The 22,680-nt window shown below is 69.2% G+C and carries 21 protein-coding genes; 9 read left to right on the forward strand and 12 right to left on the reverse strand.

What is annotated here, in order from left to right; genetic code table 11:
* Window positions 1-7: 7 nt before the first annotated feature.
* On the forward strand, window positions 8-976 hold the full coding sequence (locus AC2YHJ_RS02305) for a tripartite tricarboxylate transporter substrate binding protein (protein WP_487393702.1): 969 nt from the start codon (window positions 8-10) through the stop codon (window positions 974-976).
* Here AC2YHJ_RS02305 and AC2YHJ_RS02310 read toward each other — a convergent pair.
* Window positions 963-2,504 carry an AMP-binding protein gene (locus AC2YHJ_RS02310; protein ID WP_487393703.1) on the reverse strand — a complete coding sequence of 514 codons (1,542 nt, stop codon included), beginning with the start codon at window positions 2,502-2,504 and terminating at the stop codon, window positions 963-965. The genes AC2YHJ_RS02305 and AC2YHJ_RS02310 overlap by 14 nt on opposite strands.
* A 96-nt stretch (window positions 2,505-2,600) precedes the next feature.
* Between AC2YHJ_RS02310 and AC2YHJ_RS02315 the strand changes: the two genes are divergently transcribed.
* Together AC2YHJ_RS02315 and AC2YHJ_RS02320 are read left to right on the forward strand one after the other, a co-directional pair.
* Window positions 2,601-3,308, forward strand: a complete 708-nt coding sequence (locus tag AC2YHJ_RS02315) for an NUDIX hydrolase (protein ID WP_487393704.1) — start codon at window positions 2,601-2,603, stop codon at window positions 3,306-3,308.
* Between the two features lie 44 nt (window positions 3,309-3,352).
* Window positions 3,353-4,564, forward strand: a complete 1,212-nt coding sequence (locus AC2YHJ_RS02320; RefSeq protein ID WP_487393705.1) for an LLM class flavin-dependent oxidoreductase — start codon at window positions 3,353-3,355, stop codon at window positions 4,562-4,564.
* On the opposite strand, the gene AC2YHJ_RS02325 is transcribed toward AC2YHJ_RS02320, so the two are convergent.
* From AC2YHJ_RS02325 to AC2YHJ_RS02365, 9 genes are all read right to left on the reverse strand, one after another.
* Window positions 4,557-5,528 (reverse strand): tripartite tricarboxylate transporter substrate binding protein, encoded by a 972-nt coding sequence (locus AC2YHJ_RS02325; protein WP_487393707.1) that lies wholly within the window; start codon window positions 5,526-5,528, stop codon window positions 4,557-4,559. The genes AC2YHJ_RS02320 and AC2YHJ_RS02325 overlap by 8 nt on opposite strands.
* A 72-nt stretch (window positions 5,529-5,600) precedes the next feature.
* Window positions 5,601-6,752 carry a thiolase C-terminal domain-containing protein gene (locus AC2YHJ_RS02330; protein WP_487393708.1) on the reverse strand — a complete coding sequence of 384 codons (1,152 nt, stop codon included), beginning with the start codon at window positions 6,750-6,752 and terminating at the stop codon, window positions 5,601-5,603.
* Between the two features lie 4 nt (window positions 6,753-6,756).
* The gene (locus tag AC2YHJ_RS02335; protein WP_487393709.1) at window positions 6,757-7,173 is read right to left on the reverse strand and encodes a Zn-ribbon domain-containing OB-fold protein; all 417 of its coding nucleotides are present in this window, start codon (window positions 7,171-7,173) and stop codon (window positions 6,757-6,759) included.
* A gap of 89 nt (window positions 7,174-7,262) precedes the next feature.
* On the reverse strand, window positions 7,263-8,123 hold the full coding sequence (locus AC2YHJ_RS02340) for a glycosyltransferase family 2 protein (protein ID WP_487393710.1): 861 nt from the start codon (window positions 8,121-8,123) through the stop codon (window positions 7,263-7,265).
* Entirely contained in the window at window positions 8,123-8,998 is an 876-nt protein-coding gene (locus tag AC2YHJ_RS02345) for a glycosyltransferase family 2 protein (protein WP_487393711.1), read from the reverse strand. Before AC2YHJ_RS02345 ends, AC2YHJ_RS02340 begins: the two co-directional genes overlap by 1 nt.
* The gene (locus AC2YHJ_RS02350; RefSeq protein ID WP_487393712.1) at window positions 8,995-10,095 is read right to left on the reverse strand and encodes a glycosyltransferase; all 1,101 of its coding nucleotides are present in this window, start codon (window positions 10,093-10,095) and stop codon (window positions 8,995-8,997) included. The genes AC2YHJ_RS02345 and AC2YHJ_RS02350 overlap by 4 nt, the downstream gene beginning before the upstream one ends.
* Window positions 10,092-11,168, reverse strand: a complete 1,077-nt coding sequence (locus AC2YHJ_RS02355; RefSeq protein WP_487393713.1) for a glycosyltransferase family 4 protein — start codon at window positions 11,166-11,168, stop codon at window positions 10,092-10,094. Before AC2YHJ_RS02355 ends, AC2YHJ_RS02350 begins: the two co-directional genes overlap by 4 nt.
* On the reverse strand, window positions 11,165-12,676 hold the full coding sequence (locus AC2YHJ_RS02360) for a flippase (RefSeq protein ID WP_487393714.1): 1,512 nt from the start codon (window positions 12,674-12,676) through the stop codon (window positions 11,165-11,167). Before AC2YHJ_RS02360 ends, AC2YHJ_RS02355 begins: the two co-directional genes overlap by 4 nt.
* Window positions 12,677-12,704: 28 nt before the next feature.
* Window positions 12,705-13,394, reverse strand: a complete 690-nt coding sequence (locus AC2YHJ_RS02365; protein WP_487393715.1) for a sugar transferase — start codon at window positions 13,392-13,394, stop codon at window positions 12,705-12,707.
* 375 nt (window positions 13,395-13,769) lie between these two features.
* Here AC2YHJ_RS02365 and AC2YHJ_RS02370 point away from each other — a divergent pair, with 375 nt between their 5' ends.
* A complete protein-coding gene (locus AC2YHJ_RS02370) occupies window positions 13,770-15,386 on the forward strand; it encodes a DUF6311 domain-containing protein (protein WP_487393717.1) in 1,617 nt (538 codons plus the stop codon).
* On the opposite strand, the gene AC2YHJ_RS02375 is transcribed toward AC2YHJ_RS02370, so the two are convergent.
* Window positions 15,305-16,309, reverse strand: coding sequence for a glycosyltransferase family 2 protein (locus AC2YHJ_RS02375; RefSeq protein ID WP_487393718.1), 1,005 nt, complete (start codon window positions 16,307-16,309; stop codon window positions 15,305-15,307). The genes AC2YHJ_RS02370 and AC2YHJ_RS02375 overlap by 82 nt on opposite strands.
* 193 nt (window positions 16,310-16,502) lie before the next feature.
* On the opposite strand from AC2YHJ_RS02375, the gene AC2YHJ_RS02380 reads away from it, so the two are divergent.
* Genes AC2YHJ_RS02380 through AC2YHJ_RS02390 form a run of 3 tightly spaced genes read left to right on the forward strand, consistent with a single transcriptional unit; the run spans window position 16,503 to window position 18,871 of the window.
* Entirely contained in the window at window positions 16,503-17,312 is an 810-nt protein-coding gene (locus AC2YHJ_RS02380) for an SDR family NAD(P)-dependent oxidoreductase (protein WP_487393719.1), read from the forward strand.
* A complete protein-coding gene (locus AC2YHJ_RS02385; RefSeq protein ID WP_487393721.1) occupies window positions 17,309-17,863 on the forward strand; it encodes a carboxymuconolactone decarboxylase family protein in 555 nt (184 codons plus the stop codon). The genes AC2YHJ_RS02380 and AC2YHJ_RS02385 overlap by 4 nt, the downstream gene beginning before the upstream one ends.
* Window positions 17,864-17,887: 24 nt before the next feature.
* Window positions 17,888-18,871 (forward strand): Bug family tripartite tricarboxylate transporter substrate binding protein, encoded by a 984-nt coding sequence (locus tag AC2YHJ_RS02390; RefSeq protein ID WP_487393723.1) that lies wholly within the window; start codon window positions 17,888-17,890, stop codon window positions 18,869-18,871.
* Window positions 18,872-19,170: 299 nt separating this feature from the next.
* Here AC2YHJ_RS02390 and AC2YHJ_RS02395 read toward each other — a convergent pair whose 3' ends face one another.
* A complete protein-coding gene (locus AC2YHJ_RS02395; protein WP_487393724.1) occupies window positions 19,171-20,136 on the reverse strand; it encodes a Bug family tripartite tricarboxylate transporter substrate binding protein in 966 nt (321 codons plus the stop codon).
* Window positions 20,137-20,358: 222 nt separating this feature from the next.
* On the opposite strand from AC2YHJ_RS02395, the gene AC2YHJ_RS02400 reads away from it, so the two are divergent.
* Window positions 20,359-21,273, forward strand: a complete 915-nt coding sequence (locus tag AC2YHJ_RS02400) for an aldo/keto reductase (RefSeq protein WP_487393726.1) — start codon at window positions 20,359-20,361, stop codon at window positions 21,271-21,273.
* Complete coding sequence (locus AC2YHJ_RS02405) at window positions 21,263-22,606, forward strand: NTP/NDP exchange transporter (RefSeq protein WP_487393727.1); 1,344 nt, start codon at window positions 21,263-21,265, stop codon at window positions 22,604-22,606. Before AC2YHJ_RS02400 ends, AC2YHJ_RS02405 begins: the two co-directional genes overlap by 11 nt.
* Window positions 22,607-22,680 lie beyond the last annotated feature (74 nt).

The following is a 22,680-nucleotide window of genomic DNA, read 5'->3' on the forward strand; positions in this document are numbered from 1 at the left end:
AACAGCAATGACGATGATCACCCGCCGAAGCGCCATTGGGGCCGCGTTGGCCGCGCCGGTCGTGCGCGGCGCCGCGGCACAGGAACGCTTCCCCAGCCGCCCGATCACCATCCTGGTGCCGTTCACGCCGGGCGGGGCGACCGATGTGCAGATGCGCGCCCTCGCCGAGGCGGCGACACGCCATTTCGGCCAGACCGTGCTGGTCGAGAACCGGCCCGGCGCGGGCAGCACGCTCGGCGCCGCGGCGGTCGCGCGGGCGCGGCCGGATGGGTATCTGGTCGCGCAGATCACGCTGCCGGTGCTGCGCCTGCCGCATATGCAGCGCATGCCCTATGACGTGACCAAGGATTTCACGCCGATCATCCACCTGACGGGCTACCTGTTCGGCGTGCTGGTCTCGGCCAACAGCCCCTACATGACCTGGCAGGATCTGGTGGCGGATGCGCGGCGCCGGCCGGGGCAGATCCGCATCGGCAATACCGGCGCGAATGGCACGCCGCATCTGACGATGGTCGATCTCGCCGCGCGTGAGAACATCGAGGTGATCCACGTCCCCTTCCGCGGCGAATCCGAGGCCGCGCCTCAACTCATGGGCGGGCATATCGAGGCGCAGGCGGCGGGTTCCGGCATCGGGCAACTGGTCGATGAGGGCCGGCTGCGCATGCTCAATGTCTGGATACGCGAACGATCGCCGCGCTGGCCCACCGTGCCGACGCTGATCGAACTCGGCTATCGCGACATGGTGGTGACCTCACCCTATGGCCTTGCCGGGCCGCCGGGTCTCGACCCCGCGATCCGGGCTGCGCTGCATGATGGATTCAAGGCCGCGCTCTACGATCCGTCGCATCTTGCGGTACTGCGGCGGCTGGATCAGCCGGTCGAATACCTCAATGCCGAGGATTATGGGCGCAACATGCTCGAAGTCTACGAGATGGAGCGCCAGCGCGTGGAACGGCTCGGGCTCAGGACGGGGTGAGGTAGCGTTCCTTCAGGATCCTGCGCAGCAGCTTGCCGGCCTCGCTGCGTGGGAGTTCCTCGGCGAATTCCCAGGATCGCGGGCGCTTCGGGCCGGCGAGGTGCTCGCGACACAGCGCATCAAGTTCCGCCCGCAAGGCGGCTTCATCCGCGCGTGGATCGCGCGGGACGATGACGGCGTGGACCTGTTCGCCGAAATCCTCGTTCGGGATGCCGACCACCGCGACCTCCGCCACCGCCGGGTGGCGCGCGAGCACGGCCTCGATCTCGGCCGGATAGAGGTTCACGCCGCCGGACAGGATCAGGTCGGCGCGGCGATCCGACAGGAACAGCCAGCCATCCTCATCGACGCGCCCCAGGTCGCCGAGGCTCGCCCAGCCCTTCGCGTTGTAGGCTGCTTCTGTCTTGTCCGGCGCATTGTGATAGGCGAAGCGCGGCGCACCCTCGAAGCAGATGCGCCCCGTCTCGCCCATCGGCAACTCATTGCCGTCATCGTCGCAGATATGCAGCGTCACGCCGTTCACCGGCCGCCCGACCGTACCCGGCCGCGCCATCCAATCCTGTGGGGAGGCGACAGTGGTGCCGACGCCTTCCGAGCCCGCGTAGTATTCCCACAGGATCGGCCCCCACCATTCCATCATCCGCTGCTTGACCGCGACGGGGCAGGGGGCCGCGGCATGGATCGCGCAGCGATGCGATGACAGGTCGAAGCGCCGCCGCGCATCCTCGGGCTGCGCGAGCAGCCGCACGAACATGGTCGGCACCCATTGGCTGTGGGTGACGCGGTACCGTTCGATCAATTCCAGCGCGCGCAGCGGGTCGAACTTCGCCATCACCACCGAGGTGCCGCCTTCCCCGATCGTGCGGCGGATCGCATAGCCATGGGGCGCCGCGTGATAGAGCGGCGCGGGCGACAGGTAGACCGTGTCCGTGTCGAAGCCGTAGAGCGACTTCCAGGTCATGTCCCAATCCGGCGCGTCGCGGTTCTCCCAGGGCAGCATCGGACGCTTGATGCCCTTGGGCAGCCCCGTGGTACCGGAGGAATAGAGGAACTCCCGCCCAACGGGCCGCCGCGGCAATTCCGCCGGTCCGGGATAGCGCCCGACACCGGCCTCGAAGCTGTCATAGCCGTCGAGACCATCGCCAACGGCGAAGCGCGGCACGCTGCCCACCGCGCCCTCGCGCAGCAGCGCCGTCGCGAGCTCCGCCAGCCCGGGCGAGACGACGATCGCCTTCGCCGCCGCATCGGTCAGCATATAGGCGACTTCCTGCGGCCGCAGATGCACCGACAGCGGCGTGTAGTACAGCCCGGCGCGGCGGCAGGCGTAGACGAGTTCGATGAACTCCGGCCGGTTGTCCATCAGCATGGCGATGCCTTCGCCCGGCTGCAGGCCGATGCCGATCAGCCACTGCGCGATGCGGTTCGCTCGCGTATCGAGCTCGCCATAGGTGATGCTGGTGCCGAGGTCGGGGAAATGGGCCGCGACCTTGCCTGGGAATTCCCGTGCCCAGCGCTCGATCTGCGCCATCCGCCCACTCCCTTGTTTTCGGCGCAAGCCTGCTGTGCCCCCGGCGCCGCGTCAACGCGCCTTGCCCCTGGGGCGCGGGCGCGCTGCAATGTGTCCATGTCCAGCCCCGTCCCAGCCCGTCCCGCGTCCACCGTCCTGCTGCTGCGCGACGGGCCAGGCGGGCTTGAGGTCTTCATGGTGGTCCGTCACCACCAGATCGACTTCGCCTCCGGCGCGCTCGTCTTTCCCGGTGGACGGGTCGAAGCCTCCGATGCCGTGCTGGCCGGCGGCGACGCCGACGCAGCCTTCCGCGTGGCTGCCATCCGCGAAACCTGGGAGGAATGCGGCATCCTGCTCGCGACGCCTGGCACGCCGCCGGCGGCGGAGGGTGAGTTCGCCGCGATGCTCGCGGACCGCGGCCTGGTGCCGGACTGCGCATGCCTCGCGCATTTCGCGCATTGGATCACACCGATCCCGGTGCCGAAGCGCTTCGACACGCATTTCTTCCTCGCCGCCGCGCCGGCCGACCAGGACGCGCTGCATGATGGGCATGAGGCGGTGGACAGCGTTTGGATCCGCCCGACCGATGCGCTGGCCGAAGCGGAGGCCGGCACCAAGAAGATCGTCTTCCCGACGCGGATGAACCTGAACAAGCTGGCGCGCACCAACTCCGTCGCCGAGGCTTTCGCCGCCGCCCGCGCGAAGCCGGTCGTCACGGTGCAGCCGATCCAGCGCGACACGCCGGAAGGCCGCTACCTTCGCATTCCGATCGAGGCCGATTACGGCGGGGAGGATTTCCTCGCCGGCGACCCGCCGTCGATGTGACGGCGTCGGGCCTCCTGACCCACGCAACGACAAGGGAATTGTCCATGGCCCCGCGACGCCTGTGCTTCGGCATCTTCCTCGCGCCCTTCCACCGGGTTGGCGACAACCCGACGCTCGCGATCGAGCGCGACATGAAGCTGATCGAGTGGCTGGATGAGCTCGGCTATGACGAGGCCTGGATCGGCGAGCACCATTCCGCCGGCTGGGAGACCATCGCCAGCCCCGAGATCATCATCGGCGCGGTCGCGGAACGCACGAAGAACATCACGCTGGCCACCGGTGTGACCAGCCTTCCCTATCACCACCCGCTGCTGGTCGCGCAGCGCTTCGTGCAACTCGACCACATGACGAAGGGGCGGATCATCCTCGGCTGCGGGCCGGGCGCCCTGGTGTCCGACGCGTACATGATGGGGATCGACCCGTCGCATCAGCGGCGGCGGATGGATGAATCGCTGACCGCGATCATGAAGCTCCTCGCCTGCGAGGAGCCGGTCACAATGGAGACCGACTGGTTCACGCTGCGCGATGCGCGGCTGCATCTGGCGCCCTATTCCGAGCCCTGCTTCCCGATCTCGGTCGCGTCCTCCACCACGCCGTCCGGCGCGCTGGCGGCGGGCAAGCATGGCGTCGGGCTGCTCTCGCTGGGTGCGGGGCTGCATGGCGGGCCGAAGATGCTGGCCGAGCAGTGGCGCATGGCGGAAGCCGAGGCGGCGAAGCACGGCAAGACCATGGACCGGCGCAACTGGCGCCTCGTGGTGAACCTGCACGTCGCCGAGGATGACGAGCGCGCGCTGGCCGATGTGCGCCACGGCGAAGCGCAGGAGACGCTGACCTATTTCTCCGAGACGCTGGGCCGCCCGCCGATGCGATCCGAGGACCCTCTGCGCGATGGCCTGGCGCAGGGCTCGACGCTGGTCGGTTCGCCGGAGACGGTGGCGGCGGGGATCGAGCGGCTGCTGTCCTACACCGATGGCGGCACCGGCGGGATCCTGTTCCGCGCCCATGAATGGGCGGATCGCGAGGCGACGTGGCGGTCCTTCGAGCTTTTCGCCCGCTGGGTGATGCCGCGCTTCCAGGGGTCGCTCGCCATGCCGCAGAAATCGCGCGACTGGGTCAGCGCGAACCGCGAAAGCATCTTGGCGCCGAACATCGCCGCGCTGAAGCAGGCCTTCCGCGATGCGGGGCAGGAGGCGCCGGACTTCTCCCGCCTGCAGCTCCACACCGGGAAGGTCGACCTGCCGAAGGTCTCTAGTTGATCGTCAGGTTGAGGCGGCGGATCACGACGCCTTCCTCCTCGATCACCTTCTGGACCGCGGCGCGATAGTCGTCGCTGTTCAGGTAGATCAGCGGCATATCGAAGCGTTCCAGCACGGCACGATGCGCCGGATCGTACAGCGCCTGCTTGAAGGCGTCGTGCAGCACACGGACGATCCCCGGGTCGATGTTCTTCGGCCCGGCCACGCCATAGGGCGACGCCGAGACGATATCCGTCCCTGTCTCCTTCAGCGTCGGCACGTTGGGGTAGCGCTTGGCACGTTCCGCGCCCCAGGTGACCAGCAGGCGGAACTGGCCGCCATCGACCAGCGGCGCCCAGGATGTGGAATCCGCCATCGCCTGCGTCTGCCCGCTCAGCAGCGACTGCGCATTGTCGGAGCCGCCGCGGAAGGGGACGTGCAGGAACTCGATGCCGCGCTCGGCGGCGATGCGTTCCATGGTGATGTGCAATGTGCTGCCGACACCCGGCGAGCCGTAGGCGATCTTGCCCGGATTGGCCTTGGCGTGGTCGAGGAATTGCTGCCAGGTCTGCCAGGGGCTGTCGGCCTTCACGACCACGCCGAACAGGTAGCCCGTCAGGTGGATGATGTAGGTGAAGTCCCGCATCGAGTCCCAGGTCGGGCGCGACGTCATCATCGGAAAGCGGAAGGCGGTGATCGGCAACTGGCCGACCATGTAGCCATCGCCACGCGCCTCGGCGGCCATCATCTGCGCACCGAGCGTGCCGGAGGCACCGCCGCGATTCTCGATCATCACCGGCTGGCCGATGATCCGCGAAGCAACCTCGGCGAGCGCGCGAAGTTGCCCGTCGGTCGAACCGCCCGGCGGCCAGGGCACGATCAGCCGGATGGGGCGGTTGGGAAAGCCGGCCTGCGCCACGGCAGGTGCCGCGAGCAGCATGCCGCCAGCCGCGAGCAAGGCACGACGGGACGTCGTGACAGTCATGGATGAATCCTCCCGATCGATTGCTTGTTGGTGCCGGCCCCGCGGTCGTTGCCGCGGGGCCGGAACGTCAGGTCAGGGCTTCTGGTTGGACAGCACGACGGTGCCGGAGGCGGAGAACATCCCGCCCACGCCATGCGCCACGCTGATCTTCACATCCGGCACCTGGGCGGGGGCGATGCCACGCACCTGGCGCACGCTCTCCTGCAGGGCGAACATGCCGTACATGCCGGTGTGGGTGTAGGACAGGCCGCCGCCATTGGTGTTGAGCGGCAGCTTCCCACCGGGGCGGGTGTTGCCTTCCCAGATGAAGTCCTTGGCCTCGCCGCGCTTGACGAAGCCGAGGTCCTCCAGGCCGTACATCGGCAGATGCGCGAAAGCGTCGTAGATCATCAGGTGATCGACGTCGTCGTGCTTGATGCCGGCCATGCGGAATGCTTCCGGCCCCGCCACGCGGAAGGCGCGGGAGGACGTGAAGTCCTGCATCTGGCTGACCATGGTGGTCTCGACCGATTCACCGCTGCCGAGGATGTAGACCGGCTTCTGCGGGAAATCCTTCGCGCGGTCCGCGGAGGTCAGGATCAGCGCGCCGCCGCCATCCGTCACCAGGCAGCACTGCAGCAGCCGGAACGGGTAGGCGATCATCTTGCTGTTCAGCACGTCGGCGACGGTGATCGGGTCCTTGAAGGCGGCGCGCGGGTTCTTCCCCGCCCATTCACGCTGCACGACCGCGACCTGCGCCATCTGCTCATGCGTGACGCCGAAGGTCTTCATGTAGCGCAGCACGGGGATGGGGAAGAGCGTGGGCGGACCCATCGGGCCGAAGGGCGCCTCGAACTGGCCGTTCAGGCTCTGCGGCTCGGGCGGGCGCGGGGTCGCGTTGATGCGCGACTTGCCGCTCTCGCCATGGGTGATGAGGATGGTCTTGGCATAGCCCGCATGGATGGCCGCCGCGGCGTGGCGGACATGCAGCATGAAGGAACAGCCGCCGACGCCGGTGCCGTCCACCCATTTCGGCGTGATGCCGAGGTAGTGGGCGATCTGCTGCGGCATCATGGGACCGACGCAGGCCACGCCGTCGATGTCCGACGGCTTCAGCCCCGCATCCGCCATCGCGTTCAGCGCCGCATCCGCATGCAGCATGATCTGCGACATCTCGGGCACGGTGCCGATGCGCGTCGATTCTGCGGCGCCGACGATGGCGATCTCACCTGGCTTGATCGTCATGGCGTCAGGCTCCCTTCGCCGGGCGGAACAGGGGAAGGGTGATGCTGTCGTCCATCGGCACGAAGGCGACTTCCAGCTTCATGTCGAGCACCAGCGCCTCGGGCGTCTGCGGGCAGTCGATGATGTTCGTCATCATGCGCGGGCCTTCTTCGAGCTCGACCACCGCGATGGCGTAGGGCGGCTTGAAGCCCGGCACGGGCCGGTGATGGATCACGTAGGAATGCAGCGTGCCGCGGCCGGAGGCCTCGAAGACCTCGACGTTGCGCGTGCCGGTATAGGGGCTGAAGGGGCGGGGCGGGAAATACGCCTTGCCGGTGTCGCCGCAACGCTGCAGCAGCAGCTTGCCGCCTTTCGCACCGTCCCAGAAATGCTTGGTCTCGGGTGTGGGTTCCGGCCGTGGGCGGCCTGGTTCGAGCGTCATGCTGTCGCTTCCTCCTGCTTGGATGGACAGCATGTTCGCCCGGTTGCGCGCGCGGGGAAAGGGGGTGGCCCGACCGCCCGGTCGGGCGGCTACAGGTCCAGGATGCGCTCCGGCGTCGCGCGCCCGCGGAGTAGGTCCCAAAGCCCGATCATGTTGCCCTGGAACCGCCCCCAGCGATCCGCCCAGGGTTCAGGCTTCAGTGATCGGACGAGGTTCGCGAGGCAATGCCGCGCCGCGCTCGGAATGGCATGGCTCCAGGGAAAGGACCCCTTGCGCGCGAGATAGACCGGGTTGACCACCTGCGAGTAGCCCAGCCGCAACTGCTTCACCCGGCCTGACTTCGACCCCAGATGCACGCCCCGCGCGCCGGCGAGGCGCAGGATGGTGCCGTGCTCGCCGAGCCGGCGCGTCACGTCGATATCCTCGTACCATGCGTAGAGCGGCAGGCGTTCATCCACGCGGATGCCGTACGCGCGCACGGTCGCCATGCGGAAGGTCATGTTGCAGCCATAACCGTTGAAATGCAGCGCAGTGGCGGTCGCGTCGGCGGGCGGGATGTCGGCGGTGAGCAGGGCCGCGCCTTCATCCAGCGAATAGCCCGGCCCGTTCGCGCCATCGGCGACCACGGTGCCGGTCGCGACCACCATCTCCGGATGCGTGACGAAGGCTGCCTCGGTGACTGCCAGGTAGTCCGGCGCGCAGAGGAAGTCGTCGTCGAGGAACAGCACGAGGTCGCAATCCGTCGCGGCATCCAGGATCGCATTGCGCTGCTTCGGAAGGCCGGCCGGCGCGGTGATGAACTCGGCGCCGGTGCAGCCCGTCACGTCCTCGGGCGTGACGTGGCAGACGATGATGCGGTCCGGTTGCCGCGTCTGGCGCTGCAGGTCGGCGAGCACGCCGGCCAGGATCGCCGGGCGGCCGCGCGTGGCGATGCCGATGGCGATGCGCATCAGCCGGCCTCCGTCAGTGGCGCGATGGCGGCGGGCTTGCGAGCGTCAGGGGCACGCATGCCTGCGAGCCGGCCGCGGAAGGTCATCCAGTAATATCCGGCATTATGCATCCGGCCGCGCAGCAGGCTGGCCGCGGCGCCGCCGAGCGGGCGGACAAGGAAGGTCATGCGCGCCGACAGCGGCGCGCCGTTGCGCCGCAACGCGAAGCCGAGGCCGCGCCCGTAGCGTTCCGCGCGCTCCACCGCGACATCGGACAGCCGTTTGTCAGGATGGATGATGCGCAGATCGGCGTCGTATTGCGCCCGCAGCCCGCGCGCCATGGCGCGGCAGACGAGGTCATTGCCCTCGGCCGAACCGAAGGGGCTGCCCGGTCCCATGCCCTCGTCGAAGCCGCCCAGCGCGAGCGCCGTCTCGCGGCGAAGGAAGATGTTGAACTCGATCACGCTGGTCCAGACGGTGACGAGGTCGATCGGACCGCTCTCCGTCCGCCAGCGCCCGGATCCCAGCCCGCCGGCCGGCGAGGCCGCCGGCCCGGTCAGCACATGCAGGGCGGCATCGCCCGCGAAGGCCGCATCGACACGATCGAGCACACCCGGTGGATACAGGCAGTCATCGTCGGGGTAGGTCACGATCGCCCCGCGCGCATGGCGCAGGCCGAGGTTGCGCGCGTGATTGGCATTGCGCACCGAGGACCGCAGCCGCCGCAGCGCGACGCGGGGCGCATAGGCGGCCTCGACCGGGCCGAGCCGGTCATCGTCGTTCTGATCGACGATGATGACCTCGAAATCGGCCCGCCCCTGCGCGAGGAGGCTGTCGAGCAGCGCCGCGACATCCGCATCGCGCCCCAGCGTCGCGACGACCAGCGAGAACCTCATCGCAGCGCCCCATCCACCACGCGCCGCATCGCCGCGCGGAAGGCACCATGGCTGAAGCGTTCCGCATTGGCGCGGCAATCGGCCGGGGCGAAGGATAGTGTCTCGAAGCGCTCGACGGCGGTGATGATCGCCTCCGCCGTCTGCTCGGGGAAGAAGACGCCTGTCCGCCCGTCCACCACGATGTCGCAGGCGCCGCCCTTCCCGAAGGCGATCACAGGCGTACCGCAGGCCTGGGCTTCGACGGTGGCGATGCCGAAATCTTCCTCCGCCGCGAAGACGGCGGCGCGTGCGGCCTGAGTCAGCGTCACCAGCTCCGCCGTGCCGACGCGGCCGCGGAATTCGATGTTCGGCACACCGCCGGCGGCTTCGCGCACGCGCGCCTCATTGGCGCCGTCGCCGACGATGATGAGGCGCCGATCCGGCATGCGGCGGAAGGCCTCGGCAATGATCTCGATGCGCTTGTAGGGCACCATGCGGGAAGCAGTGAGGTAGAAGCCTTCCTTCTCCTCGCGCAAAGCGAAGCGGTCCACATCGACGGGCGGATGCACGACGATGCTCTCGCGCCGCCAGGTCTTGCGGATGCGTTCGGCGATGTAGGTGGAATTCGCGCAGATCACGTCCGGGCCCAGGGCGCTGGCGCGGTCCCAGATGCGCAGCCGGTGCAGCAGCCAGCGCGTATAGGCACCCTTCAGCCCGCGCTCCATGCCCGCCTCGCGGAGGTACTGGTGCTGCAGGTCCCAGGCGTAGCGCATCGGGCTGTGGACGTAGGAAACATGGACCTGCCCGGGCCCCGTGATGACGCCCTTCGCCACGGCATGCGACGACGACAGCACCACGTCATAGCCCGAGAGATCGAACTGCTCGATGGCGATCGGCATCAGGCCGAGATACTTGCGGAAGTGCTTCCGCGCGAAGGGCATGCGCTGGATGAAGCTCACCCGCGGCGTCTTGCCGAGCAGGAAGCCGCGCTCCTCCTCCGCCATGAAGTCGCACAGGACGAAGAGATCCGCTTCCGGCCATTCGGCCAGCAGCTGTTCCACCACGCGCTCGGAGCCCGCGAAGGAATCCAGCCACTCATGTACGATGGCGACCTTCATGCGCCGCACTCCCGAAGCTGCGCGAGCAGTTCGCGCGCGGCCTTCTCCCAGGTGAAATCCCGCGCACGCTCCAGCCCGGCGCGACGCATGCCCTCGCGCAGCCCGTCCTCCTCGATCAGGCGCAGCAGCGCCTCCCGCAGCGTCGCCGGCTGCGCCGGGTCGAACCACAGCGCGGCCGGGCCACAGACTTCCGGCACCGCGCCGGCATGGGCGGCGATGACGGGGCAGCCGCAGGTCATGGCCTCCAGCGGCGGCAGGCCGAAGCCTTCGTAGCGGGAGGGGAAGATCAGGCAGAGCGCGTTCTCGTACAGCGCGCGCAACTCGGCATCCGAGACGCGGCCGAGCACGCGCGCTGCCTCGGCCGCCACGCCGCCGCCTGCGCGGAACACGGCCGGATCGGCGGCACCCGCCACGGCCAGCACCAGCCCATGCCGCCCCAGCGCATCGGCCGCCGCCGTCAGGGCTGACAGATTCTTGTGCGCTGCCGGATTGCCCACCACCAGCGCGTAGCGCGCGGGTTCCAGCCCGTGCCGGGCCAGTACCGTGGTGTCGGCGGGGATGCGCAGCACATGCTCGCCGCCTTCCGGCAGCACGCCAATGGATGCCTCCGTCACGCCGACCGCCGAAGCGATCCGCGCGCGCGAGAACTCCGAAACCGTCAGCATCTTCGCCCCGCTGCGCGCCAACCGCTTCTGCAACAGCCGGTACCAGGTGCGGAATGCGAATGAGTAGGACTCCGGCGTGTCGAAGGCACCGGCATCGTGGATCACCACGGCCTGCCGGGCGCCGGCGAAGAGCGGCGCGGTATTGCCGAGATTCACCAGAACATCGCCGCCCCGCGCGCGCGGCAGGTCGATCTGTTCCCAACGCTGGCCGGATCGCGAGCCGACCGCTTTGGCGGTGAACGCACGCAACCCGGCATCTCGCGCGCCCGGCGGATGCAGCACCCGCGCCGCTGGCCATTCCCCGGCGAGGGCCAGCGCATCCGCGGCCGCGACGATCTCGGTCGCGAAACGCTGCACGCCGGTCATGCCCTGGGTCAGGTAGCGGCCGTTGATCGCGATGCCGCTCATGCGCGCGCCAGTCCGACCCGGCGCAGCAGCGCCGCGCGGTCATCCTGCGGCGCGACGCGCCAGCCCAGCACGACCACGACCGCCAGCGTCGCCGCACCCAGCAGCGCCGGCAGAACGATGCCAGGCGCTGCCACCATCAGCGCCAACCCGGCGCCGGACGCCGCCAGCAGCGGCAGCAGCGCGCGCCCGGCCTCGGCCGCCGGCGGATAGAAGCGCGCGGCCAGCAGGAAGCGCCCCGCGCAATCCGTCGCCGCGCGGGCCGCCCAGGCGATGGCCGCGCCCTCGATTCCGATCATCAGCAGCAGCGCAGCACCCAACGGCAGGAACACGGCCGCCTGCACCAGGGAGAAGGTCGCCGTTACCTCGGGCCGCCCGATCGCATCCAGCAGCACGCCGGGCACGAAGGCGAGGCAGGAGAAGAAGATCCCGACGCCGAGAATCCGCAGCACAGTCCCGCCGCCATCCGCGAATGCCGTCCCGAGCCATAGCCACAGCAGCCAATGCGCCAATGCGACCAGCACCAGGCAGGCCGGCAGCACCAGCCCCGCGACGATCAGCGCGCCACGTCGCAGCAGCAGCGCCGTGCGCTCCGGCGCGGTGCGGTAGGACGATGCGATGGCCGGCAGCAGCGCCTGCGCCACCGCCACGGGCAGGATCCACATGCGCATGACGAGGTCGAGCGGTGTCGCATAGAAGGCCACCGCCGTCAGCCCGATCAGCGCGCCGATCAGGAAGCGATCCGCATACAGAAGCATCTGGGTCAGCGCGCCGGACAGGCTCATCCATCCGCCCTGGCGCAGCAGCGGCTTCAGCAGGGCGAAACGCGGGCGCGTCAGCCCCAGTGCCGGCACGTCGCGCCAGGCCAGCACCGCATAGGCGATGCCGCTGACCAGCCGCACCAGCACCAGCGCGACCATCACCCCCACCAGGCTGTCCCAGGCCAGCAGCGCCAGCACGGGACCGAGGTAGTAGAAGACGCTGACCGGCATGTTGACGATGTTTGCCGCGCGGAAGCGCTGCCAGGCCGCCAGCACGCCCCACAGCGCCGCATTCAGCACTACCAGCGGCGCAGCCAGCGCCAGCACGCGGAAGGCGGCCAGCGCCTCGGCCTCCAGCCCCGGCGGGACGATCAGCACGTGCCGGATCAGCACCGGCATGAAGGCATAGGCGAGCCCCGCCATCACCGCCGACAGGCCGAGCAGGGCGTAGATCGTCGCACCCACCAGCGCCGGTGCGTCGCGCCCGCGCCCCTCGCCGATCGCCTCCGACACCGCGCGCGTCAGCGCCATGCCGAGGCCGAGGTCGAACACCCCGAAGATGCCGACCATGGCGAGTGCGAGGGTGAACAGCCCCCAGCGGTCGGTGCCCAGCAGGTGCACCAGGACCGGGGTGATGACGAGGGCGATGACCAGCGGGATGCCGCGCCCGAGCGCGTTCCACACCACCCCGGAAACAAGCCGGCGTCCGCCGGCCCGGTCTTCCGGGCCCTCGGACGCCGTAGCAGTCATCGGATGGGACCCTGGTTAGCCTTGCGGCTCAGTGTGCGCCGCGGCGGGACAGCACCGCCACCGGGGTCTTGATCAGGATGCGCATGTCGGCCAGCAGCGAGGGCTGCGAGACATAGGCGACATCGAGCGCCACGCGCTGGTCGTAGGAGGTCTCGGACCGGCCCGACACCTGCCACAGGCCGGTGATGCCCGGGCGGACCGTCAGGTAATGGGCCGCGGCCGCGCCGTAGTAGCAGTCGAGCTCGGTGAGCGTGACCGGGCGGGGGCCGACGATCGCCATGTCGCCGCGCAGCACGTTGATCAGCTGCGGCAGCTCGTCGAGCGAGGTGGCGCGCAGGAAGCGGCCGACGCGGGTGATGCGCGGGTCGTTCTTCAGCTTGCGCGTGGCGTCCCATTCGGCACGGGCGGCCGGATCGGCGGCCAGCAGCGCATCGAGCCGCGCCTGGCTGTCCACCACCATGGAGCGGAACTTGAGGCAGCCGAAGATGCGCCCGCCGCGGCCGACGCGCGGATGCGCGTAGAAGGCGGGGCCACCATCGGCGCGCACCATCAGGGACACGACAAGGAAGAAAGGCGCGGCCACGATCAGGGCGGCGGCGGCGATGGCGATGTCCATCGCGCGCTTTGCCATCGGGGTGAACCGGGCGGCGCGATAGCCGCCAAGGGCACCGGCAACGGCGCCTTGCGGGGGGAGGGGACCAACCGGAACGCTGGACATAGGTGTCAACGGCCTTCTGGGTGTCCATCGCCGGCGGGGGCCGGCGACGGCCAAGTGGGTCCTTGGACCTGGCTGCCCTTCCCGCATTCATGGGGGATGGACGATCCCGGCCTTCGGTTGACCCCGAATGTGTTCCTTGGCGCTGTCCGATTTGGGACCTGCTTGCGGCGGGATTGTGGCGGCGCAGCATGTCCTGTGCGAATTTTTCGACGCCTTGCGCCGCCTGCTGCGCGGCCTTAGACGGCGGTGAATCCCACGGGAAGTGCCGGGCTTCCGCGCGAGCCACCATATATTGGCCCGACGGTGTCTTCACCCCCTGGCGGCGCAAGGCCGAAATGGGGCATCGCCGTTGGCCCAGGCCATGGAGTGACGCCGTTGTCCGACCGTCTCGAGACCGTCCTCGCCTATGGCTTCGCCCTGCTGCTGGGCACGGCGCTGGTGCTGACCGGCTTTCCCGTCGATTTCCTGCTGCCGCAGGCGGGCGGTCCCTGGGCGCCGCAGGGCGATGCTGCGCAGCACGCCGTCGCGCAGCGCTACTTCATCGGCGATGCCTGGCGCTGGCCGCCGCTGCACCTCGGCAACCTGCTGGCGCCGCAGGGGCTGAACCTTGCCTTCGCCGACGGCATCCCGATTCTCGCCCTGCCGCTGAAGGCGCTGCGCGGGCTGCTGCCGGATGGCTTTCACGGCATCGGCCTGTGGTACGGCATCGCCTGGCTGATGCAGCCGGTCGCCGCGGTGTGGTGCCTGCGCGGGGCAGGGGAGAGGCGGCTTGTCCCGGCCATCGGCGTGGCGCTGGCGGCCTCGGCCATGCCGGCCTTCATCAATCGCTATGGCCATGCCGCGCTGACCGGGCATTTCACATTGCTGGTCGCGCTCGGGCTGTATCTGCGGCTCGCACGCCGGCAGTCCGTCGGGCTGTGGGTCGCGGCGATCGCCGCAGCGGTCGGAACGCTGTTGGTGCATCCCTATCTCGCGGCGATGGTGCTCGCGCTGCTCGCCGCGGTGCCGGCGACGTTGCTGCTGCGCGGGGATCGCGGATGGATCGGTGCGGGCATCGGCGTGGCCGCCTGCACCGGTGCGGTCGGCGCGACCATGGCCGCGTTCGGCTATCTCGGCGCGCAGGGGGATGGCGGGTATGGCGACTTCGCATTGAACCTGCTGTCGCCGGTCTGGCCCTATCGCTCCTGGCTGCTCGGCGGCCTCGCGGCGCGGGAGATCGACGCGACCGGCCATGGCGGCTGGGAAGGCTACAACTGGCTCGGCTTCGGCTTGTTGGCGGGCCTGGTGGCGGCGCTGCTGCTGGCGCCGCGCGACCTGCTGCGCATGGCGCGCCGGCATGCCGGGCTGGCGCTGGTGCTGCTGGGGCTGGTGCTGCTCGCCATCTCCTTCCGGGTGGGGGCGGGGCGGGCGGTGGTGCTCGACCTCGGACCGGCGCCGGGCTTCCTTGAGCAGTTCCGCGCCTCGGGCCGCTTTTTCTGGCCGGTCGGCACGGCGCTGTTGGTCGGCACCGTCGCGCTGCTGGCGCGGCTGCCGCGCATCGGCCCGGCCATCGTGCTCGCGCTTGGCCTGCTGCAATTCATCGATGCGGAGCCGAACCGCGCGGCCATCCGCGCCTGGGCGCAGACGCGCGAGCCGTGGACCGTCGATGCCCCTTCGCTGCGCCGCCTGCTGGCGGAGGCCGATCGCCTGACCCTGCTGCCGACCTGGCCCTGCGTGCCGAAACCCGACACGCTCGGCGATCATGCGCGGCAGTTGCAGGTGTTGAGCCTGGCGGCCGAGCACCCGGTGCCGGCCAACACGATGTACGTCGCGCGCTGGCGCGGCGAACGCCCGCGCTGCGACGATGCGGCGGCTATCGCAGCACCGCTGTCGCCCGGCGAGCTGCGCATCATCCTGCCCGGCGCGCGGGATCAGGCGTTGGCAGTGATGCCGGGCGTGGCCTCGGTCTGCACGCCGGTGGGTGAGCTGCTCGCCTGCCGGCTCGGCAGGTAGCGTTCGGTGAAATAGAGCGGGCGCTGCTTCGTCTCGTTGAAGATGCGTCCAAGATACTCCCCGATGATGCCGAGCATCATCATCTGCACCCCGCCGAGGAACAGCACGACCGCGAGCAGGCTGGGGTAACCGGCGACCGGGTTGCCGAAGAAGAAGGTGCGGACCAACAGCTGCGCCAGGTAGATCACCGCGCCGATCGCGGTCAGCAGCCCGACATAGGTCGCGACCTTCAGTGGTGCCACGGTGAAGGAGGTGATCCCCTCCAGCGAGAAGTTCCACAGCTTCCAGTAGTTCCACTTGGTCGTCCCCGCCGCGCGCGGCGCGCGGTCGTAGCGCACCGCCTTGGCTGGGAAGCCGATCCAGGCGAACAGCCCCTTCATGAAGCGGTGCTGTTCGCGCAGCTTCAGCAGGGCATCCAGGGCGCGGCGCGACAGCAGGCGGAAATCGCCGGTGTCAGGCGGCAGCTGCACCTTGCCGCCCAGGCGCTGCATCACGCGGTAGAAGCCGGCCGCGGTCGCCTTCTTCACCCAAGTCTCGCCTTCGCGCGTGTTGCGCTGGGCGTAGACGACGTCGAAGCCCTCCCGCCAGGTGGCGACCAAAGCGGGAATGACCTCGGGCGGGTCCTGCAGGTCGGCATCGATGACGACCACCGCATCGGCGCCGCGCGCATGGTCGAGCCCCGCGGTCAGCGCGATCTCCTTGCCGAAGTTGCGCGACAGGTTGACCACCGCGACGCGCGGATCGGCCACCTGCAAGCCGGTCATGACCGACAGCGTCGTGTCACGCGACCCGTCATTCACATAGACGACCTCCCATGCCAGCCCGATGCGTTCGAGCGCGGCGGCCAGGCGACGATGGAATTCGGGCAGGACCTCCTGCTCGTTATAGGCGGGGACGACGACGGAGAGCGCGGGGCTGGTCATGGGGCATTCCGGGCGGCGGGCGGGTGGCAGCGCCACTCCTGCTGCATGAGGAACAGCAACCATCGGGCCGAATCAAGGCAGTGTGAACGCGCGGCCTACGGGTCATGGCGGCCATGCGTGGGCCGGGCCTTCGCCAACCCCCGCGAACCGGCGTATCCCCACCGGCAACAACGCAACAGGATCAGGAGGAAACGTGCTCGATCTCACAGGCAAGGCCGCCATCGTGACGGGCGCCGGCTCGGTCGGCCCCGGCTGGGGCAATGGCAAGGCGACGGCGGTGCTGCTCGCGCGCCAGGGTGCCGCGGTGTTCTGCATCGACAACAACCCCGAGGCGGTGGCCGAGACGGTCGGCATCATCACCGATGAAGGCGGCCGCGCCCTGGCCCACACCGCCGACGTGACCGTCAGCGATGCGGTGAAGGCGTCCATCGACGCCGCCGTCGCCGCCTTCGGCCGGTTGGACATTCTCGTGAACAATGTCGGCGGGTCGCATCCCGGCAGCGCCGAATCCATGGCCGAGGAAGTCTGGGACCGCCAGTTCGACATCAATCTCCGCAGCGTCTTCCTCGGCTGCAAGCACGCGCTGCCCCATCTGCGCGCGCAGAAGACGGCGGCGATCGTCAACATCGCCTCCATCGCCGCCCTGCGCATGAGCGGCGACCGGCCGCACATCGCCTATTCCGCGTCCAAGATGGGCGTCATCGGCCTGACGAAGTCGGTCGCGATGGACCAGGCGCGCCACGGCGTCCGCTGCAACACCGTGATCCCCGGGCTGATGAACACGCCGCTGGTGGAAAGCCGTCTGCTGCGCCAGCTCGGCGCCAATGACGCCGCGACGCTGATCGCGAAGCGCGACGCGCAGGTGCCGACCGGCAAGATGGGCACCGGCTGGGACGTGGCGCATGCGGTACTGTTCCTGGCCTCGGACGAGGCGGCCTACATCACCGGCACCGAGATCATCGTCGATGGCGGCATGTCCGCCATGATGCCGGGGGCCGCATGAGCACGCGCTTTCCACCCATCCCGCGCGAGGCGCTGGACGACGCCCAGCGTGCTGTCTTCGACGCCATCGCATCCGGCCCGCGCGGCGGCGTCGTCGGGCCGTTCAACGTGCTGCTGCGCGCCCCCGCCGTCGCCGATGCGGCGCAGCGGCTCGGCGCCGGGCTGCGCTTTTCCGGCCAGTTGGACGACCGGCTGCGGGAGATCGCGATCCTCACCGTCTCCCGCCGCTGGTCGGCGCAGTTCGAATGGTTCGCGCACCATCCCATCGCGGTGAAGGCGGGCGTCGATCCGGCGGCGCTGGAACGGCTGCGCCAGGGCGGCGATCCGGGCTTCGCCGATGTGGCGGAACAGCTGGTCTGGCGCCTGTCGCGCGCCGTGCTCGATCGCGGCCGGCTGGACGATGCCGAATTTGCCGCCGGACGCGACGCACTGGGCGAGGCGCGGCTCGTCGAGTTGCTGGCCGTGCTGGGCTACTACACGCTGCTGTCCTTCATCCTGAATGTCGGGGAGGTGGCGGTGCCGGACCCCAAGCCTTTCCCCGAAGCGACCTGACAAGAAGCCCGGGAGGAAACAACCATGACCATCAACACATCGCGCCGTGCCTTGCTCGGCGCCGGGATTGCCACGCTGGCCGCACCTGGCATCGCCTGGACGCAAGGCAGCCTCGCCGGCAAGACCATCACGCTCGTCGTGCCCTCGCCGGCGGGTGGGGGGACCGACTTTTCCGCCCGCCTGGTCGCGGAACCCTTCGGCCGCGCCCTCGGCGCCACCATGGTCGTCGAGAACCGGCCGGGCGGGAACGACGTTGTCGGGCTGATGTCCGTGCTGCGCGCGCCGGCGGACGCCACGACACTGCTCTGCGGCTATTGCGCGACCATGACAGCGCGCCCGGCGATCGGCGGCATCGGCGAGATCCAACCGACCCGCGACTTCCAGGCGGTCGGGCAGATCACCGATACGCCGCAGCTTTTCGTCACGCATCCGTCGGTGCCGGCGCGCAACCTGCAGGAGTTCATCACGCTCGCGAAGCAGCGCCCCGGGCAGATGAACTACGCCTCGGCCGGCAGCGGTTCGATGCACCACATGGGCACGGAATACCTCAAGCACCGGGCGGGGATCGACCTGGTGCACGTGCCCTATCGCGGCACCGGGGAGACGATCCGAGACCTGATCGCCGGGCGCATCCAGTTCTACATGAACTCGCCGCCGCCGCTGACGCCGTTGGTGCGCGATGGGCAGTTGCGCGCGCTTTGCGTGTCGTCGAACGAGCGGCATCCGGGGCTGCCGGACGTGCCTTCGGCTGCCGAGCAGGGCATGCCTGATCTCGGGCTGAACGTCTGGTTCGCGGTCTTCGCGCCGCGCGGCGTGCCGGCCGCGCAGGTCGCGATGCTGTCGGAGAAGCTGCGGGAGGTGCTGGCCGACCAGGCCATCCGCGACCGCGCCTTCGCCGCCGGCGCGCTGGTGGCGCCGAGCACCGCCGAGGCGCTTGCCGAGCGAGTGACGCGGGAGACGGAGAGCTGGCGGCAGATCGCGCGGACGGCGAACATCACGGCGGGCTGAAGGGCGCGCGGAGAAGGGCCTTGCCCCTCTCCGGACCTCACCCCACCAAAGGCCCGGGGCCTTTGGAAACCGTCACCTGGCACTGGCAACCTGCGGTTGCGGGCGCTTTAGGTTTTTACGATTTTATCGCTTTAAGCCGACCCCGCGACGCAGGCGCATTGCGCCCCTCGATCGTGGAAACATACCAGGAACATCGGTCAAAATCCAGCACTGTCCCCCTGCGAGGGCGGCCGATGGCATTCCAAAGGGCACTGCCCTTTGGTGGGGTGGTCTGGAGGGGCAACGCCCCTCCAGTGCTTTCACCCCTGCACGCTGAGGTTCAGTTCCGTCGCGATCGCCTGCCATTCGCGCAGGCAGCGGGCGATGTCCTCGCGGAATTCCGCCGGGCCGAGATAGGCGGGGATGGTATCGATCTCGAGCAGCCGGCGTTGCGTGTCCGGGTTGTCCATGACCTTGCGGAACAGCCCGGCCGCGCGGTCCAGGATCGGCTGCGGCACCCGCACCGGTGCGAGCAGCCCGATGAAGCCCGAGAAGGCGAAGCGGTTCGAGAATCCCGCCGCTTCCATCAGCGGCACCTGCGGCAGGGATGGCAGCGGCAGGCGCCCCGACAGCCCGATCGGCCGGATGCGCCCGGAGCGGATTGCCCCGCCGCTCGCCGCCATGGAATGGAAGGCGCAGGCGACGTTGCCCGCGAGCATGTCCTGCAGCATCGGCCCTTCGCCGCGATAGGCGACATGGGTCATGTTCAGCCGCGCCTCGTCGGAGAACATTTGCCCATAGGCATGCCCCGATGATCCCGGCGCATAGGAGCCGAAGGACAGGTCCTTGCCGCGCGCCCAAGCGACGAATTCGGCGAGCGTATTGCCCTGGGTGGATGGTGAGGCGCAGAGGACCAGCGGCGTCACGCCGAGTTTCCCGATCGGGGCGAAGTCGGTGACGGGGTCATAGGGGAAGCGCCGCAGCACCACCGGCGAGGTCACATGCGTCGTGATGGTGAACAGCATGGTGTAGCCGTCGGGTGTGGCGCGAGCCGCAGCCTCGGTGCCGATCAACCCGCCGGCGCCGCCACGATTGTCGATGACGATGGGCTGGCCGAGTTCGGCGGCCATGGGTTCGGCGATCAGTCGTGCCCAGAGATCGGTGGAGCCACCGGGCGGGAAGGGGACGATCCAGCGGATCGGCCGGTCGGGCCATGTGCCCTGGGCCAGGGCCGGTCGCGCCAATGCGACGCCCGCCGCCAAGTGCAGGATGGTCCTGCGCTGCATTCCTTGTCCTCCCCTTTGATGGGCTGAAGGCTAGCCGCGCGGCAAGCGACGGAGCAACACGAAGGAGCGGTGTGGATTGTTGCGGGCTGATACATTTGCCGCCCTTGCCAGGGGTAACGCCTCCGTCAGTATTGCGGACCAAGCGCAAGCCCGCCCTTGCCAGCGCGCCGTACCGCACATCCTGCGACTCCCCCATGAACGCCCCGCTCGAAGGACGAGATCATGACCCCATGCCGCCGGACCCTGCTTCTTGGCTTCACCGCTGCCGCCGCCGGGCTTGCCGCAAGGCCGGCCGCGGCGCAGGCCGCGCCGCTGCTGAAGAAGCCCATTCCAAGCTCGGGGGAGATGATCCCGATCATCGGCCTCGGTTCGGCGCGGCGGTATGAGGAAGCGGACACCGAAGCCGACATCGCGCCGCTGCGCGAAACCTTCGCGCGCTTCCATGCGCTCGGCGGCACGGTGGTCGATACCGCGCCGTCCTATGGCAATGCGGAAGCGATCATGGGCCGCATCATGGCCGACCTGAACATCCGCCGGGACCTGTTCGTCTGCACCAAGGTCGGCGTGGACACGCCTGAACAGGGCCGTGCGCAGATCGCCCAGGCCTTCGAGAAACTGCGCACGGACAAGATCGACCTGCTGGCCGTGCACAACATGCGCGACATCACCAACCAACTCGCCTATCTGCGCGAACTGAAGCAGGCGGGGCGCATCCGCTATGTGGGTGCGACCACTTCCTTCGATCGGCAATACGAAGCCTTCGAGCAGATGATGCGGCGCGAGACGCTGGATTCCATCCAGATCGACTATGCGCTCGACAACCGCAATTCCGCGGAACGCATCATCCCGCTGGCGGCGGAACGCGGCATGGCGGTGTTCATCAACCTGCCCTTCGGCCGCGGCAGCGTGTTCCGCGCGACGGAAGGCAAGAGCCTGCCCGCCTGGGCCGCCGAGATCGACGTGACGACCTGGGCGCAGTTCATGCTGAAGTACCTCGTCTCCCACCCTGCCGTGACTTGCGCGGTGCCGGGCATGGCGCAGGCGCGGTATGTGGACGACAACCTCAAGGCCGCGCAGGGCCGCATGCCCGATGCCGCGATGCGCCGGCGGATGGAGCAGTTCATCGATGGCCTCTGACCTCGCCGCCGGACAGGCGGGCGGGGTCGCGCATCGGCTTCTGCAGCGGGTGATCGACATCCGGCCCGGCGAGGCACGAGCGCTGGCCTGGTCCTGGCTCTACGTCTTCGCACTGTTCCTGGCCTATTACGTGCTTCGTCCCATACGGGACGAACTGGGCGTCGCGGGCGGGGTGCGCAACCTGCCCTGGCTGTTCACCGGCACGCTGCTGGCGATGCTCGCGGTCAACCCGCTGTTTGCCTACGCGGTGCGACGTTGGCCGCGCGAGACCTTCATTGCCATCTCCTACCGCTTCTTCATGCTGAACCTGCTGGTCTTCATGGTCCTGCTGATGGTGGCCACGCCCGAGCAGCATGTCTGGATCGGGCGCGCCTTCTTCATCTGGGTCTCGGTCTTCAACCTGTTCGTCGTGTCTGTCTTCTGGTCTTTCATCGTCGACGTGTTCGACGCGGAACAGGGCAAGAGGCTGTTCGGCTTCCTCGCCGCGGGTGCCACGCTCGGCGGCATCGCGGGCTCGGCGCTGACCTCGGGCTTCGTCGAGCATGTCGGGCAGAACTGGCTGCTGCTGGCGTCGATCCTGCTGCTGGAGGTCGCGGTCTTCGCGGTGCGGCGGCTGTCGGGGATCTCGGACGCCTTCAGCCATTCCGTGCAGGGGGACGACCCGCACCGCCCGCTCGGTGGCGGCATCTTCGCGGGCATGACGCATACGCTGCGCTCGCCCTATCTGCTCGGCATCGCCGGCTTCATCCTGCTGTATTCGATTACCTCCACGGTGCTCTACTTCCAGCAGGCCAGCATCGCCGAGGCGAACTTCCCATCGCGCGCGGCGCGTACCGCCTTCTTCGCCGATATCGATTTCTGGGTGAACGTGCTGACGCTGGGCTTCCAGCTGTTCCTGACGGGGCGACTGACGGCCTGGCTCGGCGTCGCGGTGATGCTCGCCATCCTGCCCACCTTCAGCGTCTTCGGCTTCGCGGCACTCGCCACCTGGCCGACGGTCGCGGTCTTCGTGGTGGTGCAGGTGGCGCGCCGGGTCAGCAACTTTGCCCTGGCGCGGCCGACGCGGGAGGTGCTGTTCACCGCCGTCCCGCGCGAGGACCGCTACAAGGCCAAGAACTTCATCGACACCGTGGTCTATCGCGGGGGCGACCAGGTGGCGGCCTGGTCCTATGCGGGGTTGATCGCGCTGGGGCTGTCCTTGACCGGCATCGCAGCCGCCGCCGTGCCGATCTGTGCGGCCTGGGCGGTGCTCAGCTTCTGGCTCGGCCGGCAGCAGCAGAAACAGGAAGCCGCGGCGATCCGGGCCGTCGCCGTGCCTGCACCGGGGAACTGACTCTGCGCTGGCCGGGAGCGGCATCGGCCGCTCCCGGCCTTGCATGACGATTGCATCGCCCCCGGCATCAATGG

The sequence above is a fragment of the Roseomonas sp. SRI_022 genome, assembly GCF_057586215.1.

Coding starts and splice junctions, on each gene's coding strand:
- AC2YHJ_RS02305 (WP_487393702.1), top strand. CDS start 8: ATGACGATGATCACCCGCCGAAGCGCCATTGGGGCCGCGTTGGCCGCG.
- AC2YHJ_RS02310 (WP_487393703.1), bottom strand. CDS start 2,504: ATGGCGCAGATCGAGCGCTGGGCACGGGAATTCCCAGGCAAGGTCGCG.
- AC2YHJ_RS02315 (WP_487393704.1), top strand. CDS start 2,601: ATGTCCAGCCCCGTCCCAGCCCGTCCCGCGTCCACCGTCCTGCTGCTG.
- AC2YHJ_RS02320 (WP_487393705.1), top strand. CDS start 3,353: ATGGCCCCGCGACGCCTGTGCTTCGGCATCTTCCTCGCGCCCTTCCAC.
- AC2YHJ_RS02325 (WP_487393707.1), bottom strand. CDS start 5,528: ATGACTGTCACGACGTCCCGTCGTGCCTTGCTCGCGGCTGGCGGCATG.
- AC2YHJ_RS02330 (WP_487393708.1), bottom strand. CDS start 6,752: ATGACGATCAAGCCAGGTGAGATCGCCATCGTCGGCGCCGCAGAATCG.
- AC2YHJ_RS02335 (WP_487393709.1), bottom strand. CDS start 7,173: ATGACGCTCGAACCAGGCCGCCCACGGCCGGAACCCACACCCGAGACC.
- AC2YHJ_RS02340 (WP_487393710.1), bottom strand. CDS start 8,123: ATGCGCATCGCCATCGGCATCGCCACGCGCGGCCGCCCGGCGATCCTG.
- AC2YHJ_RS02345 (WP_487393711.1), bottom strand. CDS start 8,998: ATGAGGTTCTCGCTGGTCGTCGCGACGCTGGGGCGCGATGCGGATGTC.
- AC2YHJ_RS02350 (WP_487393712.1), bottom strand. CDS start 10,095: ATGAAGGTCGCCATCGTACATGAGTGGCTGGATTCCTTCGCGGGCTCC.
- AC2YHJ_RS02355 (WP_487393713.1), bottom strand. CDS start 11,168: ATGAGCGGCATCGCGATCAACGGCCGCTACCTGACCCAGGGCATGACC.
- AC2YHJ_RS02360 (WP_487393714.1), bottom strand. CDS start 12,676: ATGACTGCTACGGCGTCCGAGGGCCCGGAAGACCGGGCCGGCGGACGC.
- AC2YHJ_RS02365 (WP_487393715.1), bottom strand. CDS start 13,394: ATGTCCAGCGTTCCGGTTGGTCCCCTCCCCCCGCAAGGCGCCGTTGCC.
- AC2YHJ_RS02375 (WP_487393718.1), bottom strand. CDS start 16,309: ATGACCAGCCCCGCGCTCTCCGTCGTCGTCCCCGCCTATAACGAGCAG.
- AC2YHJ_RS02385 (WP_487393721.1), top strand. CDS start 17,309: ATGAGCACGCGCTTTCCACCCATCCCGCGCGAGGCGCTGGACGACGCC.
- AC2YHJ_RS02390 (WP_487393723.1), top strand. CDS start 17,888: ATGACCATCAACACATCGCGCCGTGCCTTGCTCGGCGCCGGGATTGCC.
- AC2YHJ_RS02395 (WP_487393724.1), bottom strand. CDS start 20,136: ATGCAGCGCAGGACCATCCTGCACTTGGCGGCGGGCGTCGCATTGGCG.
- AC2YHJ_RS02400 (WP_487393726.1), top strand. CDS start 20,359: ATGACCCCATGCCGCCGGACCCTGCTTCTTGGCTTCACCGCTGCCGCC.
- AC2YHJ_RS02405 (WP_487393727.1), top strand. CDS start 21,263: ATGGCCTCTGACCTCGCCGCCGGACAGGCGGGCGGGGTCGCGCATCGG.